This window comes from Novosphingopyxis iocasae (assembly GCF_014334095.1).
In the GTDB taxonomy this organism is placed as follows: domain Bacteria; phylum Pseudomonadota; class Alphaproteobacteria; order Sphingomonadales; family Sphingomonadaceae; genus Novosphingopyxis; species Novosphingopyxis iocasae.
Genome location: NZ_CP060495.1, coordinates 1,548,875 through 1,562,522, shown reverse-complemented (window position 1 = coordinate 1,562,522; position 13,648 = coordinate 1,548,875). Strand labels below are relative to the sequence as shown.

The 13,648-nt window shown below is 62.6% G+C and carries 13 protein-coding genes and 1 pseudogene; 7 read left to right on the top strand and 7 right to left on the bottom strand.

Annotation, left to right across the window (positions count from 1 at the left end; all coding sequences use genetic code 11):
- Positions 1–35: 35 nt before the first annotated feature.
- Complete coding sequence (locus tag H7X45_RS07505; RefSeq protein ID WP_187336870.1) at positions 36–1,136, top strand: YihY/virulence factor BrkB family protein; 1,101 nt, start codon at positions 36–38, stop codon at positions 1,134–1,136.
- Positions 1,137–1,140: 4 nt separating this feature from the next.
- Here the strand turns inward: H7X45_RS07505 and H7X45_RS15230 are convergent, their stop codons facing one another.
- The 6 genes from H7X45_RS15230 to H7X45_RS07480 form a co-directional block, all read right to left on the bottom strand.
- Positions 1,141–1,419, bottom strand: a complete 279-nt coding sequence (locus tag H7X45_RS15230) for an HNH endonuclease signature motif containing protein (protein WP_246449845.1) — start codon at positions 1,417–1,419, stop codon at positions 1,141–1,143.
- Positions 1,401–2,069: an endonuclease III gene (gene nth, locus H7X45_RS07500; protein ID WP_187336869.1), complete on the bottom strand. Its 669-nt coding sequence runs from the start codon at positions 2,067–2,069 to the stop codon at positions 1,401–1,403. Before nth ends, H7X45_RS15230 begins: the two co-directional genes overlap by 19 nt.
- A 66-nt stretch (positions 2,070–2,135) precedes the next feature.
- On the bottom strand, positions 2,136–2,867 hold the full coding sequence (dapB, locus tag H7X45_RS07495; RefSeq protein ID WP_187336868.1) for a 4-hydroxy-tetrahydrodipicolinate reductase: 732 nt from the start codon (positions 2,865–2,867) through the stop codon (positions 2,136–2,138).
- A gap of 13 nt (positions 2,868–2,880) precedes the next feature.
- Positions 2,881–4,671, bottom strand: a complete 1,791-nt coding sequence (locus H7X45_RS07490; RefSeq protein WP_187336867.1) for a cation:proton antiporter domain-containing protein — start codon at positions 4,669–4,671, stop codon at positions 2,881–2,883.
- 222 nt (positions 4,672–4,893) lie between these two features.
- A complete protein-coding gene (locus H7X45_RS07485) occupies positions 4,894–6,510 on the bottom strand; it encodes a GNAT family N-acetyltransferase (protein WP_187336866.1) in 1,617 nt (538 codons plus the stop codon).
- Between the two features lie 123 nt (positions 6,511–6,633).
- A complete protein-coding gene (locus H7X45_RS07480) occupies positions 6,634–7,857 on the bottom strand; it encodes an NADP-dependent isocitrate dehydrogenase (protein ID WP_187336865.1) in 1,224 nt (407 codons plus the stop codon).
- 199 nt (positions 7,858–8,056) lie between these two features.
- Here H7X45_RS07480 and H7X45_RS07475 point away from each other — a divergent pair, with 199 nt between their 5' ends.
- The gene (locus H7X45_RS07475) at positions 8,057–8,791 is read left to right on the top strand and encodes a phosphatidylserine decarboxylase (RefSeq protein WP_187336864.1); all 735 of its coding nucleotides are present in this window, start codon (positions 8,057–8,059) and stop codon (positions 8,789–8,791) included.
- Positions 8,792–8,830: 39 nt separating this feature from the next.
- Complete coding sequence (locus H7X45_RS07470; RefSeq protein ID WP_187336863.1) at positions 8,831–9,604, top strand: CDP-alcohol phosphatidyltransferase family protein; 774 nt, start codon at positions 8,831–8,833, stop codon at positions 9,602–9,604.
- Here the strand turns inward: H7X45_RS07470 and H7X45_RS07465 are convergent.
- Positions 9,564–9,785 (bottom strand): hypothetical protein, encoded by a 222-nt coding sequence (locus H7X45_RS07465; protein ID WP_187336862.1) that lies wholly within the window; start codon positions 9,783–9,785, stop codon positions 9,564–9,566. The genes H7X45_RS07470 and H7X45_RS07465 overlap by 41 nt on opposite strands.
- A gap of 325 nt (positions 9,786–10,110) precedes the next feature.
- On the opposite strand from H7X45_RS07465, the pseudogene rpsB reads away from it, so the two are divergent.
- From rpsB to frr, 4 genes and pseudogenes are all read left to right on the top strand, one after another.
- Positions 10,111–10,860: pseudogene (gene rpsB / locus H7X45_RS07460) on the top strand (30S ribosomal protein S2); the annotation flags it as partial.
- Between the two features lie 366 nt (positions 10,861–11,226).
- Positions 11,227–12,150 carry a translation elongation factor Ts gene (gene tsf, locus H7X45_RS07455; protein WP_187336860.1) on the top strand — a complete coding sequence of 308 codons (924 nt, stop codon included), beginning with the start codon at positions 11,227–11,229 and terminating at the stop codon, positions 12,148–12,150.
- A 160-nt stretch (positions 12,151–12,310) separates the two neighbouring features.
- On the top strand, positions 12,311–13,033 hold the full coding sequence (gene pyrH, locus H7X45_RS07450) for a UMP kinase (RefSeq protein WP_187336859.1): 723 nt from the start codon (positions 12,311–12,313) through the stop codon (positions 13,031–13,033).
- Positions 13,033–13,590, top strand: a complete 558-nt coding sequence (frr, locus tag H7X45_RS07445; protein WP_187336858.1) for a ribosome recycling factor — start codon at positions 13,033–13,035, stop codon at positions 13,588–13,590. The genes pyrH and frr overlap by 1 nt, the downstream gene beginning before the upstream one ends.
- The last annotated feature ends 58 nt before the right edge of the window (positions 13,591–13,648 follow it).

Below are 13,648 nucleotides of genomic sequence, written 5' to 3'. Positions count from 1 at the left end.
CGTAAGCAACTACGCAAAAAAACGGGGAATTGTGAATGGAAGAAGCTGCGGCGCCGGAAGGCAACAATCGGGAGAGGGCGCAGCTTGAATATGGCATGGAAGCGCGCACGCCCTGGCAGTTGCCGATGCGCGCATGGTGGCAAATTCTGAAGCGCTGTTTCGTCATGAACGGCTTTCATAATCTTCCGCTACTGGCGGCGGGCGTCGCATTTTATACCTTCCTTTCCGTTACTCCTCTCCTTGCCTCCACTGTCCTGCTTTACGGCCTGATCGGTAATGCTCAGACGGTGGAAAAATCGATGCAGGCGATCATTCAGGTGGTTCCCAGCGATGCCGCGCGGCTGATCCAGGAACAGTTGAGCTCTGCGGTGGAAACCAGCGGCGGCGTGGCAGGCCTTGCCCTTGGCGTCAGTCTTTTCCTGGCGATTTTTGGAGCATCGCGCGCGTCGAAGGGGCTGATCGGCGCGCTCAACATCATCAACGAAGAGCATGAGACCCGCTCCATCATCCGCTTTAATCTCACCGCACTGGGATTAACCGTTGCGGCGATTTTCGTCGCGGTCGTCGGCATCGGTTCGGCATCGGTTTTCGCGGTCTTGCGCACTATCGATATCGGCGTGGCGGACAGGGCCATTTCTGGCCTGATCCAGGTCCTCACCTGGGTATTCGCGTTGCTGCTGGGAAGCTTCGGCTTCGGTCTCATCAACCGATTCGGGCCGGATCGGCGCGCGGCAAAGTGGCAGTGGCTGACGCCGGGATCGCTGATGTCCACGCTGCTCTGGATCGTGGTGAGCTTCGGTTTCAGCCTCTATGTCGCATTCATTTCCGACTACAACGCCACCTATGGTTCGCTCTCGGGCATCGTGGTGTTCCTGATGTGGCTCTTCCTCTCCTGCTATTCGCTGCTGCTGGGCGCGCTGCTGAATGCCGAAGCGGAACGGCAGACCGCGTTTGACAGCACAATCGGGCCGGCGCGGCCTGCGGGCGATCGCGGGGCGGTGCTGGCTGACCTGCATCTGGCCGACGAGGTTGATGCCAAGGTGCTCGAAAAGCGCCGGGTGCGCCGGGCGAACCGCGCTGCGCGAAAGGCCTCGCGCGATGGTGCAGACCTGGGGGATGAGGCACAGCCAAGCTGAATGGCTATTTCCTTCTGCGGGTGGGCGCGTGGAAATCGGGCGGTTTCCGAGCGATCCAGCACAGGAATTTCGCGATATCCGGGTGCGCGCGTAGCTTGTCCGGTTCGCTGAACTGCCGCTCCAGCTCTGCATTTGAGAACGTGGCATGCAGCGTCCGGTGGCAGATCGGGTGCACCGGGACGGTGGCCCGTCCGCCGCGGCTTTTGGGCACGGGGTGGTGATATTCCACCTTGCGGCCCAGTGGGCGCCCGCACAGCCAGCAGATCAGGCCTTCTTCTTCGATGCCTTCCGCTCCTCGGGCGATAAGGTTTTGGGTTTATAGCGGCAAAGGTCCGCGATGTGGCAGCGCCAGCATTCGGGCGTGCGCGCTTTGCAGACGTAGCGGCCATGCAGGATCAGCCAGTGATGCGCGTGAACGCGGAAGGGCGCGGGCACCGCCTTGTCGAGCTTCTTCTCCACCGCCAGCACCGTCTTGCCGGGCGCCAGGCCGGTGCGATTGCATACGCGGAAGATGTGCGTATCGACGGCGAAGGTTTCCGCCCCGAAGGCCGAATTCATCACCACATTCGCGGTCTTGCGCCCGACCCCAGGCAGGGCGGTGAGCGCGTCGCGGTCCTCCGGCACTTCGCCGTCATGATCGGCCACCAGCGCCTCGGACAGCGCAACAACGTTCTTCGCCTTGTTGTTATAAAGCCCGATGGTCTTGATGTGCTCTTTCAGCCCGTCGACGCCGAGATCGATCATCGCCTGCGGGGTCTTCACCTCCTCGAACAGCTTTCGCGTGGCCTTGTTGACGCCGACATCGGTGGACTGGGCGGACAGGGTGACCGCGACCAGAAGCTGGTAATCATTGCCATATTCCAGCTCGGTCACCGGCTCCGGATTGTCCTCGGCCAGCCGGGAGAAGAGATCGACGATATCGGCTTTTTTCATGCTGTTATTGTTTCACCCTGTTGCATTCGCCCGAAGCCCGATTGGCATCGCGAGTAGCACAAGCCCTCAAATCCCCAGCACATTGGTCATGTCATAGCGTCCGGCATCGCGGCCGGGCAGCCAGAGCGCGCCCTTCACGGCGCCGCGGGCGAAGATGACGCGGTCCTCCGCGATGTGGGCCAGTTCGATGCGCTCGTCCTGCCCTGCAAAGATTACCCGGTGGTCGCCCGCCACCGATCCGCCGCGTAAGGACGCAAAGCCGATCGCTCCGTCCGCGCGGGGTCCGGTAAGGCCTGCACGGCCTTCCTCGGTAACCTCGGCCAGCGAAACGCCGCGGCCTTCCGCCGCCGCCTCGCCCAGAAGGCGCGCGGTGCCGGATGGTGCGTCCACCTTGTGGCGATGGTGCATTTCCAGGATTTCGATGTCCCAATCTTCGCCCAGTCGCTCCGCTGTATCGCGCACGAGCGCGGCGAGCATTGTGACGCCCAGCGAGGTGTTGCCGGTCTGGATAATGGCGATATCGCGCGCGGCGTCGTCGATCAGATAGTGATGGCGCTCGGCCAGCCCGGTGGTGCCGATCAGGATCGGCGTGCCCGCAGCGGCGCAGGCGTCCAGCGTCACCTCCAGCGCATCGGGGGAAGAGAAATCGACCAAAACGTCTGCCGTCTTGGTGAGCGCCGCGACATCGCCTTCATGATCGACCCCGCCCGCCAGTTCGGCGCCTTGCGTTTCCTTGATGGCGGCGGCGATGGCGCGGCCCATGCGGCCTTGGCTGCCGACGATTCCAATGGCGGTCATGCGGTAATGTCCTTCAAGCTTCGGCGGGCTTGGCGCCGGGTGCGCTGTCGCGCAGGGTTTGCGTCTTCAGCGTCGGTTTTTCGGTCAGCCCGCCGCTCTCCATAATCTGACGCCGGTACTGATCGCGCTTGTCATGGATTGATGCGATCACCGGACCCATCGGCACGCCCAAGTCCACCAGCACCGCCTCCGACAATTGCAACGAGGATTCCAGCGTCTCGGGTACCGCGTCCGTCGCCCCGGCGCGATATAGCTCTGCGGCGTGATCGACATCGCGCGCGCGGGCGATGATCGGCAGGTCGGGTACCCAGCCGCGCACACGCTTCACCACCGCATTGGCCAGCACGGGCTCATCCATGGTAATGATGAGCGCGCGGGCATGACCCAGCTTCAGCCGGTCCACCATTTCGGGCCGGGCGACATCGCCGAAGATGATCGGATAGCCTTCCCGCCGGCCACCAGCCACGCAATCGATGTCCGAATCGACGCACAGAAAGGGCTGTTTGTGCGTTTTCAGCATGTCGGCCACCAGCCGCCCGACCCGTCCAAAGCCAATGACGATGGTGCGTGGTTCGTCCTCCGGCACTTCGTCCGGCTGATCATGCTGCTTCAGTTCGATCCGGCGGGACACGTCGTGGCCGACGCGCGCGAGGATCGGCGTGATGGTGAGGCCGATGGCGGTAACGATGGTCCAGAAAGCAGCGGTTTCGGGCTGGATCAGCGCGGCTTCGGCAGCGGCGGTAAGCACGATCAACGTGGTTTCTGACGGGCTGGACATCAACAGACCCGCTTCTGCCGAAGTGCCGGTGCGCGCGCCCGAGATTTTCAGAAGCGCGCCGGTGACGATCGTCTTCACCACCACCACGCCTATGACCGCGGTGACCAGCGACACCCAGTTGTCGGCGATGACCGCGAGATCGATCTGCATGCCGACGGTGATGAGGAACACGCCGAGTGCCAGGCCCTTGAACGGCTCGGTAATCACCTCGACTTCGCTGCGATATTCGGTTTCCGCGATCAGCAGGCCCGCGATCAGCGCGCCCACGATGGGCGAAAGGCCGACCGCGCTCGTGGCGAGGCTGGCGACGATCACGACAAGCAGCGATGCGGCGAGGAACAGCTCCGGGCTTTTGGTGCGCGCCGCCTGGCCGAACAACTTGGGCAGGATGAAGCGCCCCAGCACCAGCATGGCGGCGATGACGGCGGCGCCCATCCACACGGTCGTCATCAGCCCTTCGAGGCCGTCGGCGGATGCATAAGGTGCTAGCGCGCCGAGCATGAAGATGATCGGCACGATGGCGACATCTTCAAAGAGCAACATGGCGAGCGCCGAGCGCCCGACCTGACTGGTGGTGCCCGAAATCGGCAGCACCAGCGCAGTCGAGGAGAGGGCGAGCGCGAGGCCAAGGCCCAGCGCGCCGGCTGCGTTCTGGCCCATGGCGAACAGCGCCAGGCCGATGATCAAGCCCGATCCGATCAGCTCCGCCGCGCCGACGCCGAAAACGAGCGCGCGCATCTCCCACAATCGCTTGAAACTTAGCTCCAGACCGATGGTGAAGAGCAGAAGGATAATCCCGAACTCGGCGAACGGGGCGATCGCCTCACGGTCCGTGATCGTGATGTAATAGAGCCATGGTGCCTGATCGGTCAGGGAGCCCAGTCCTGCCGGGCCGACGAGCACACCGACCAGGATGAAGCCGATAATCGGCGTGATCCGGAACCGCGCGAACAGGGGAATAACGATCCCGGCCGCGCCCAAAATCACCAAGGCATCGCTGACCTGGTCGCTTAATCCACCGTGCATCATGGGGCTTGTTTACCCGCGCAGGCCGAATGCGCAACGCCCGCGGGACGTTTTCGGGAAAGCTGCCAAAGGTCGCACGGGTCCGGGGACATCCCCCTCGCAATTCCGGTGAGACGAGGGCCTGTGTCGGCGAATGGAATAGCGGGGAGGGCGGGCGGCTGGATTGTCACGCCGCCATATTACCCGTCGCGCGGCCTGTAGGACAGCGCGCCGGTTTGCCGCTCAGCCGCCGCCGGGGGTGGCCGGTCCGATCGGCTCGCGCCCGGTACGCGGGCGGCGTTCCTTGCCCACGCTCTTGTCCCATTCGATATGATAAAGGTCGAACCGGCGGTCGGTCAGGTTGCGCACCGTGCCTTCGCTGCGTGCCCAGGCAAGATCGGCCAAGTTCACATCGCTGATTGTCAGCGTCTCCACATTTTCGGTGGCTTCGGCGGCAATGCCGTCGCGCGCGAAGGGGAAGTCGCAGGGCGTCAGGATGCAGCTTTGCGCGTACTGGATGTCCATATTGTGCACGTTCGGCAGATTGCCGACATTGCCGCTCATCACGACGAAGCACTGGTTCTCGATGGCGCGGGCTTGGCAGCAATAGCGCACGCGCAGATAGCCCTGGCGGCTGTCGGTGCAGAAGGGCGTGAAGATGATCCGCGCGCCTTCGTCCACCAGGCGGCGGGCAAGTTCGGGGAATTCGCTGTCATAGCAGATCAGCACGCCGATCGGGCCGCAATCGGTCTGGATCACGTCGATGCTGTCGCCGCCCTTGATGTTCCACCAGTAACGCTCGTTCGGCGTGGGGTGGATCTTCTCCTGCTCGTGGATCGCGCCGTCGCGCAGGCAGATATAGGCGACGTTCTGGATTTCGCCGTCATCGGTACGCGTGGGGTGCGATCCGCCGATGATGTTGATGTTGTAGTTCATCGCCATGCGCGACAGTTCTTCGCGGATACGCGGCGTCCAGCGCGACAGGGCCTCGATCGCCTCCTGCGGCGAAAGCTCCTTCTCCTCGGAGGAAAGTAGCATCAGCGTGAACAGCTCCGGGAAAACGACGAAATCGCTTTCATAGTCGGCGGCAACGTCCACGAAATATTCGATATTCCCGATGAAATCCTCGAAATCCTTCACCGCGCGCGCCTGCAGTTGCACGGTGGCGAGGCGCACCTGCTCCACGTCGCGCGGCACGCGGAACTGCTTGGGGCTGTCATGGTCCACATAGGGGTTCTTCCAGACCATGTGCGCGGCATTGGCCTTGGACGCCTTGTCCTCGGGCAGATAGTTTTTCAGGACGCCCATCGGCTCGAACCCGTTGGCGAGCTGGAAGCCGATCACCGGATCGCGCAGCTTCTTGGCCTGCACCTGTTCGATATAGTCTTCCGGGCTTTCCACCTTCTTCAGGCGCTTGGCGCGGGCATAGCCGGGCATGCGGCCGCCGAAGACGATGCCGCGCAGCTCCAACCGCTCGGCCAGCGTGCGGCGCTCTTCGTACAGGCGCTTGCCGATGCGGGTGCCGCGCGTTTTGGGATCGACGCACATCTCATAGCCGTAAAGCCAGTCGCCCGCCGGATTGTGGCGCGAGCCGAAGCCGTTGCCGCTGATCTCTTCCCAGTCATGCGGTTGCAGCGCGATCGAGCCGGAGATGCGGGAGGACGCGCAATAGCCCACCAATTCGTCATCCAGAACCGCGACGAACTGCCCTTCGCGGAAATTGTTCATCTGCCCGCGCAGCTCGCCATGGGTATAGGGCGGCATGTCCTTGTACACCCGCCGGATCAGCTGCGCGATCGCGGGGATATCGGAGATCTTGGCCTGCCGGACTTCGAGCCGGGCCTTGGCGGTGCTGGACATGGGGCGTTCCTATATCAGAAATTCGAAAGCCCCGAGCGTGCCGGAAGGTGTCTCCGTGATAGAGAAGCGACCTTCGACGCGCTCGGGGCCATGATCATGGCTTAACTGGCAGCGGGCGAGAGATCAGGCCCAGTTGCCCATCTTGTCTTCCAGGCGCTTGCGGACGGCTTCGAAGAACTGCTCCGATGTCATCCAGCTCTGGTCTGGGCCGATCAGGATGGCGAGGTCCTTGGTCATCTCGCCATTTTCCACGGCTTCGACGCAGCAGGCTTCCAGCGTGTCGGCGAACTTCGAAACCTCGGGCGTCTCGTCGAAGATGCCGCGATAGCGCAGGCCGCCCGTCCAAGCGAAGATCGACGCGATCGGGTTGGTCGAGGTGGCCTTGCCCTGCTCATGCATGCGGTAATGGCGGGTCACGGTGCCGTGCGCGGCTTCCGATTCCACGGTCTTGCCGTCGGGCGCCATGAGGAGCGAGGTCATCAGGCCGAGCGAGCCGAAACCCTGCGCCAGCGTGTCGGACTGCACGTCGCCGTCATAGTTCTTGCAGGCCCAGACGAACTTGCCGGACCATTTCAGCGCGCTGGCGACCATATCGTCGATCAGGCGGTGTTCGTAGACGATGCCGAGCTTGTCGAACTTCTCCTTGAAGCCCTCTTCCTCGAACACCTGCTGGAACAGGTCTTTGAAGCGGCCGTCATATTTCTTCATGATGGTGTTCTTGGTGGAAAGATACACCGGCCATTCGCGCTGCAGACCGTAGTTGAAGCTGGCGCGGGCGAAATCGCGGATCGAATCGTCCAGATTGTACATCGCCATGGCGACGCCCGAGCTCGGGAACTGGAACACCTCTTCGTCCTGCACGCTGCCGTCTTCGCCTTCATAGACGAGGCGCAGCTTGCCCGGGCCGGGGATCAGCATGTCGGTGGCGCGGTACTGGTCTCCGAAGGCATGGCGGCCGATCACGATCGGGTCGGTCCAGCCGGGCACCAGGCGCGGCACATTGTCGATCACGATCGGTTCGCGGAAGACCACGCCGCCCAGGATGTTACGGATGGTGCCGTTGGGGCTCTTCCACATCTTCTTGAGGTCGAACTCCTCGACGCGCGCTTCGTCCGGCGTGATGGTGGCGCACTTCACGCCCACGCCATGCTCCTTGATGGCGTTGGCGGCATCGACCGTGATCTGGTCGTTGGTCTCGTCGCGCTTCTGCACGGAGAGGTCGTAATATTTCAGATCGATATCGAGATAGGGGAGGATCAGCTTTTCGCGGATCCATTCCCAGATGATCCGCGTCATCTCGTCGCCATCGAGTTCGACGACGGGGTTCTTTACCTTGATCTTCGCCATGTGCTGCTATCTTCCGCTGGAATGGGGCGTGCGAGCCGGGCTCACGCGCTGGATTTCGGGTTGCTGCGGGCTCTATGCAAGCGCCTCGCCATTTTCAACCATTTGAGCGGGCGGACGATCCATCGGGACGTGCGCGCTAACGTAGCGGAAGGCGATGACGCGGTTGCAGGCTTGGCGGGGGGCGTTTAGAACCCGATCGATGAAAGACCGTATGTTGACGAACCGGGGCGATGGCGATGCCAAATGGTCCTTCCCCCCGATCCATCCCGAGGGCCGCAAGTTCGGTCTGATCGCCGCGGCCATTACCGCGCTGTTCTTCATCTTGCTGCCCGACATCTTCGGCTGGCTGATGGTAGGCGTGACGGTGTGGACGGTCGCCTTTTTTCGCGATCCGGTGCGCGTAACCGCGCAGGGCGACCATCTGGTGACGAGCCCGGCCGATGGCCTGGTGACGCTGATCATCGAAGTGCCGCCACCGCCGGAAATGCGCGGGGCCGATGGGCTGGGCGAGGAGCCCATGATCCGCGTCTCCATCTTTATGAGCGTGTTCGACGTTCATGTGAACCGCGCGCCGATCGGCGGGACGGTGAAGCGCGTTGCCTATATCGCGGGCAAGTTCGTGAACGCCGATCTCGACAAGGCGAGCGAAGAGAATGAGCGTCAGCATGTTCTGATCGAGCGTGCTGACGGCACGCGGATCGGCATGACGCAGATTGCCGGGCTCGTGGCGCGGCGGATCGTCACCTATATCAAAGATGGCGACACGCTGGCGGCTGGCCAGCGCATCGGGCTGATCCGATTCGGGAGCCGGGTCGACGTGTATCTCCCCGCAGGCACGACGCCGCGCATCGTAAAGGGGCAGCGCGCGGTGGCGGGCGAAACAGTCATCGCCGAACTGGGGCAGAACAAGTTGATCGAGGGCATCGCCCAGTGATTCGGCAGGTCGCCGAACGGGGCAGGGGGGCAAACTGACATGGTCAAAGGTACGGCCTTTACGAATGCCATTCCGCTGCGGGCGCTCGTTCCCAACGCGGTAACGGCGCTGGCGCTCTGCACCGGTCTGTCCGGCGTCTGGTTCGCCATCTCGGAGCGCTGGGACATGGCGGTGGGCGCTATTATCGTCGCCGGTATTCTGGACGGGATGGATGGCCGCATCGCGCGGCTTCTGAATGGGCAGAGCAAATTCGGTGCCGAGCTCGATTCGCTTTCGGACAATATCGCTTTCGGGGTCAGCCCTGCACTCATCACCTATTTGTGGTCGCTCCAATATATGCCGAAATTCGGCTGGACAATTGCGCTGTTCTATGCGGTTTCCTGCGCCTTGCGCCTCGCACGCTTTAATGCGCGGATCGATATGGAAGCCCATCCGCGCAAGGAGATGGGGTTTTTGACCGGTGTGCCGGCACCCGCCGGTGCGGGATTGGCGCTCTTGCCGATCTTTATCTGGCTGGCTTTTGGCGTTGAAGAATCCAGAAGCTGGGTTGTTACCGGGCCTTGGCTACTTGCTTCAGCCGCGCTCATGGTATCGAGTTTGCCGACATTCAGCTGGGGCTCGCTGCGCTTGCGCCGGAGCATCCGGTTCGAGGCAATTGCAGTGTTCGTGCTTTTGGTAGCCGCGCTGATCGGCGCGCCCTTCATCACTTTGAGTGTAATCTGCGTCGTATATCTGGCGCTCGTTCCGCTAGCGTATCTCAGCTACAAAAAAGCTATGCGGCGGCGCGATGCGAAGCCGGGCGAAGCGGGGTAACCTTTACTGGCCGACGCACGTCGTTGACGCGCCGTGCCTTCATCGAAAGAGCCGGAACACTGGACTGCTTGCCGTAGAGCGCGGCAATCTGACCAGCATGGGTGCGCAACGTGTGAGCAATTGTCCAGACGGCCAGTGAAATGGCGGTGAGGAACAGGGCGGCAGCGATTGTCGAGACCATTTCCGTATCTTTCAAACGTGTCTGCTGTGTTACAGACCTGTGGATAATATGTGGAACGGCTGTTGGTTCCGGTCCAACTTACGGCTCGTCGAACTTAACCAACGATTTACCGACGATTTCGGCAATGTTCCGCAAACGTTCCGCGCCGTCAAGCTTGAAGTTTCTATTTTGTTCCATATTTAGCGCTTGCCAAGACGGCAGTGGCCCGATAACGGCCCGCACCATTCCACATGGGACGCACCATATCCGGTGCCGGCCCCGGCCTTTCAGGCGGGATCGTCGGTTCTTCAGCGGCCCAGAGGTATAACCGGTAAGGAGAAAGATTATGGCGACCCCTGTCGTCACGCTACAGCAATTGATTGAGGCCGGCGCGCATTTCGGCCACCAGACCCACCGCTGGAATCCGCGGATGAAGCCGTATATCTTCGGCGACCGCAACGGTGTTCACATCATCGACCTGTCGCAGACCGTGCCGCTGTTCGCGCGTGCGCTCGCTTTTGTGCAGCAGACCGTTGCCGCAGGCGGCAAGATTCTGTTCGTCGGCACCAAGCGCCAGGCGCAGCAGCCGATCGCCGACACCGCGCGCGCCTGCAACCAGCATTTCGTCAACCATCGCTGGCTGGGCGGCATGCTCACCAACTGGAAGACCGTGTCCGGTTCCATCAAGCGCCTGAAGACCCTGGAAGAGCAGCTTTCGGGCGACACCTCGGGCCTTACCAAGAAGGAAGTCCTGCAGCGCACGCGTGAGCGTGACAAGCTGGAGCTTTCGCTCGGCGGCATCCGCGACATGAACGGCATTCCCGATGTCATGTTCGTGATCGACGCGAACAAGGAAGAGCTCGCCATCAAGGAAGCCAATGTGCTCGGCATTCCGGTGGTCGCGATCCTCGACACCAATGTCGATCCCTCGAACATCGCCTTCCCGGTTCCGGCGAACGATGACGCCGCGCGCGCCATCCGGCTGTATTGCGAAGCGATCGCTCAGGCCGCCCAGGGCGGCAAGCAGGGCCAGATGGAAACGTCCGGCCAGGACTTCGGCGCTATGGCCGAGCCGCCGGCAGAGCCCGCGACCGCTGCCGAGCGTTATGCCGCCGAGGAAGCTGCCCAGAAGATCGAGGCGCTGGCCAAGAAGAACGAAGGCAACGCCCAGCAGGCTGCGCCCGCTCCTTCTGCCGTGCCCGAAGGCGAGAAGCCTTCCGCCGAGCATCCGGCCACCGAGACCGAGCCCAAGGCGGAATCCGCCGAGGAAGCGGCCAAGGTGCTGGAAAACGCGCCCAAGAGCGAAGGTTGAGCCGAACGTAACGGCATCGTTCGTGCGGCCCTTTCAAACCGTCGCACGAATGACCAGATAACCGCCTAACAGGGCGCGCGGGGTGACGATCCTTGGATCTCCCCCGCGCGCCATTTTCCGTATCGACAGATGAAGAAGGATGTAACAGCCATGGCCATTACCGCCGCCACCGTTAAAGAGCTGCGCGACCGTTCGGGCGCGGGCATGATGGATTGCAAGAAGGCGCTCGCCCAGACCGACGGTGACGTCGAAGCGGCGGTCGACTGGCTGCGCACGCAGGGTCTTGCCGCCGCGCAGAAGAAGTCCAGCCGCACCGCGGCCGAGGGCCTCGTTGGCGTCGCCACCGAAGGCACCAAGGGCACCGCTCTGGAAGTGAACAGCGAAACCGACTTCGTCGCCAAGAACGACAAGTTCCAGGAATTCGTGCGTAACGCCACCGAGATCGCGCTGAAGAAGGGCGCGAACGACGTCGATGCGCTGAAGGACGAAGGCTATCCCGGCGGCGGCACGCTGTCCGAGAAGCTGACCGACAACATCGCCACCATCGGCGAAAACCAGACGCTGCGCCGCGTTCAGACCATTTCGGTCGAGAAGGGGGCGGTGGTTTCCTACGTGCATAACGCCGCTGCGCCGAACCTCGGCAAGATCGGCGTGCTCGTGGCGCTGGAAAGCGAAGCCGGCGAAGACGTGCTGGAGCCGCTCGGCAAGCAGCTTGCCATGCACATCGCCGCGGCTTTCCCGCTGGCGCTGAATGCAGAAGGCCTCGACAAGGACACGATGGACCGCGAAGCGCAGATCGCGCGCGAAAAGGCTGCCGAGAGCGGCAAGCCCGCCGACATCGTGGAAAAGATGGTCGAAGGCTCGATGAAGAAGTTCGCGAAGGAAAACGCGCTTCTGAGCCAGGTGTTCGTGATCGACAACAAGACCGCGATCGCGGATGTTGTCGCGCAGGCCGGCAAGGAAGCCGGCAAGCCGATCACGCTGACCGACTATGTCCGCTTCCAGCTCGGTGAAGGCATCGAGAAGGAAGAGAGCGATTTCGCCGCCGAAGTAGCTGCCGCGGTAGGCAACTGATCGGGCGAATCGATCGCATACAATCAAGCGGTGAATTTTCCACCGCGGCCACTTGGCCTGAAGGCGCGTGCCCCCTAAGGTGCGCGCCTTCATCATGTCCGGGGTAGGGGCGCGTCATTGGCGCGGCGCCGCTGCGGAACGCGTAACACGAGGGGATCTCATGGGCGGCTTCAACCGCATCCTGCTGAAATTGTCGGGCGAAGCATTGATGGGGGACGGGCAGTTCGGCATCGATCCCGAAACCGTTGCCGCCATTGCCAAGGAGGTGAAGGCCGCCAAGGACAATGGCAGTGAGATCTGCCTCGTCATCGGCGGCGGCAATATCTTTCGCGGCATGGCAGGCGCCGCCAAGGGCATGGACCGCGCGCAGGCCGATTATATGGGCATGCTGGCAACGGTGATGAACGCGCTCGCCATGCAGAACGCGCTGGAGCAGCTGGGCGTGGGCACGCGCGTGCAGTCCGCCATCGAGATGGACCAGGTGTGTGAGCCGGTGATCCGCCGCCGCGCGCTGCGCCATCTGGAAAAGGGCCGCATCGTGATCTTTGCCGCGGGCGTCGGCAGCCCTTATTTCACCACCGATAGCGGGGCGGCTCTGCGCGCGGCCGAGATGAAGTGCGACGCGCTGTTCAAGGGCACCAGCGTCGACGGCGTCTACAATGACGATCCCAAGAAAAATCCCGATGCGGTGCGTTTCGAATCCGTGGGTTACGATCAGGTGCTGAGCGATAACCTGAAGGTTATGGACGCCAGCGCCGTCGCGCTGTGCCGCGATAACGACATTCCGATCGTTGTGTTCTCGATCCGCGAACGCGGAAATCTCGCCAAAGTACTGGCGGGCGAGGGGACGGCGACGATCGTCAGAAGCAAGGAGACCAACTGATGGCGCAATATGACAAGGCCGATCTCGAGCGGCGCATGAATGGGGCGGTCGAATCGCTCAAAGGCGATCTCGCTGGCCTGCGCACGGGCCGTGCCAATACCGCGCTCCTCGATCCGGTGACCGTGGAAGTCTACGGCTCCAACATGCCGCTCAATCAGGTGGCCACCGTTTCGGTGCCCGAGCCGCGCATGCTTTCGGTGCAGGTGTGGGACAAGTCGAACGTGACCCCGGTGGAAAAGGCGATCCGCTCCGCCGGGCTTGGCCTCAACCCGATCAACGACGGCACCACCATCCGCCTGCCGATCCCGGATCTGACGGAGGAGCGCCGCAAGGAACTGGCCAAGCTCGCCAGCAGCTATGCCGAAAAGGCGCGTATCGCGATCCGCAATGTGCGCCGCGATGGCATGGACATGATCAAGGCGGACGAGAACAAGAAAGAAATCGGCGAGGACGACGCCAAGCGTCTCGAGACCGAGGTTCAGAAAATGACCGACGATCACATCGCCGAGGCCGATGCCGCCGCCGAGCACAAGGAAAAGGAAATCCTGACCCAGTAAGCGCTGGAGGGGGTAGCCGGGCGAAGCCATTGGAACAGGGTGCATCAGCGACCGAAAG

Bases quoted from the DNA above. Each gene is read 5' to 3' on its own strand.
- H7X45_RS07505 (WP_187336870.1), top strand. From the start codon at position 36: ATGGAAGAAGCTGCGGCGCCGGAAGGCAACAATCGGGAGAGGGCGCAG.
- nth (WP_187336869.1), bottom strand. From the start codon at position 2,069: ATGAAAAAAGCCGATATCGTCGATCTCTTCTCCCGGCTGGCCGAGGAC.
- dapB (WP_187336868.1), bottom strand. From the start codon at position 2,867: ATGACCGCCATTGGAATCGTCGGCAGCCAAGGCCGCATGGGCCGCGCC.
- H7X45_RS07490 (WP_187336867.1), bottom strand. From the start codon at position 4,671: ATGCACGGTGGATTAAGCGACCAGGTCAGCGATGCCTTGGTGATTTTG.
- H7X45_RS07485 (WP_187336866.1), bottom strand. From the start codon at position 6,510: ATGTCCAGCACCGCCAAGGCCCGGCTCGAAGTCCGGCAGGCCAAGATC.
- H7X45_RS07480 (WP_187336865.1), bottom strand. From the start codon at position 7,857: ATGGCGAAGATCAAGGTAAAGAACCCCGTCGTCGAACTCGATGGCGAC.
- H7X45_RS07475 (WP_187336864.1), top strand. From the start codon at position 8,057: ATGAAAGACCGTATGTTGACGAACCGGGGCGATGGCGATGCCAAATGG.
- H7X45_RS07470 (WP_187336863.1), top strand. From the start codon at position 8,831: ATGGTCAAAGGTACGGCCTTTACGAATGCCATTCCGCTGCGGGCGCTC.
- H7X45_RS07465 (WP_187336862.1), bottom strand. From the start codon at position 9,785: ATGGTCTCGACAATCGCTGCCGCCCTGTTCCTCACCGCCATTTCACTG.
- tsf (WP_187336860.1), top strand. From the start codon at position 11,227: ATGGCCATTACCGCCGCCACCGTTAAAGAGCTGCGCGACCGTTCGGGC.
- pyrH (WP_187336859.1), top strand. From the start codon at position 12,311: ATGGGCGGCTTCAACCGCATCCTGCTGAAATTGTCGGGCGAAGCATTG.
- frr (WP_187336858.1), top strand. From the start codon at position 13,033: ATGGCGCAATATGACAAGGCCGATCTCGAGCGGCGCATGAATGGGGCG.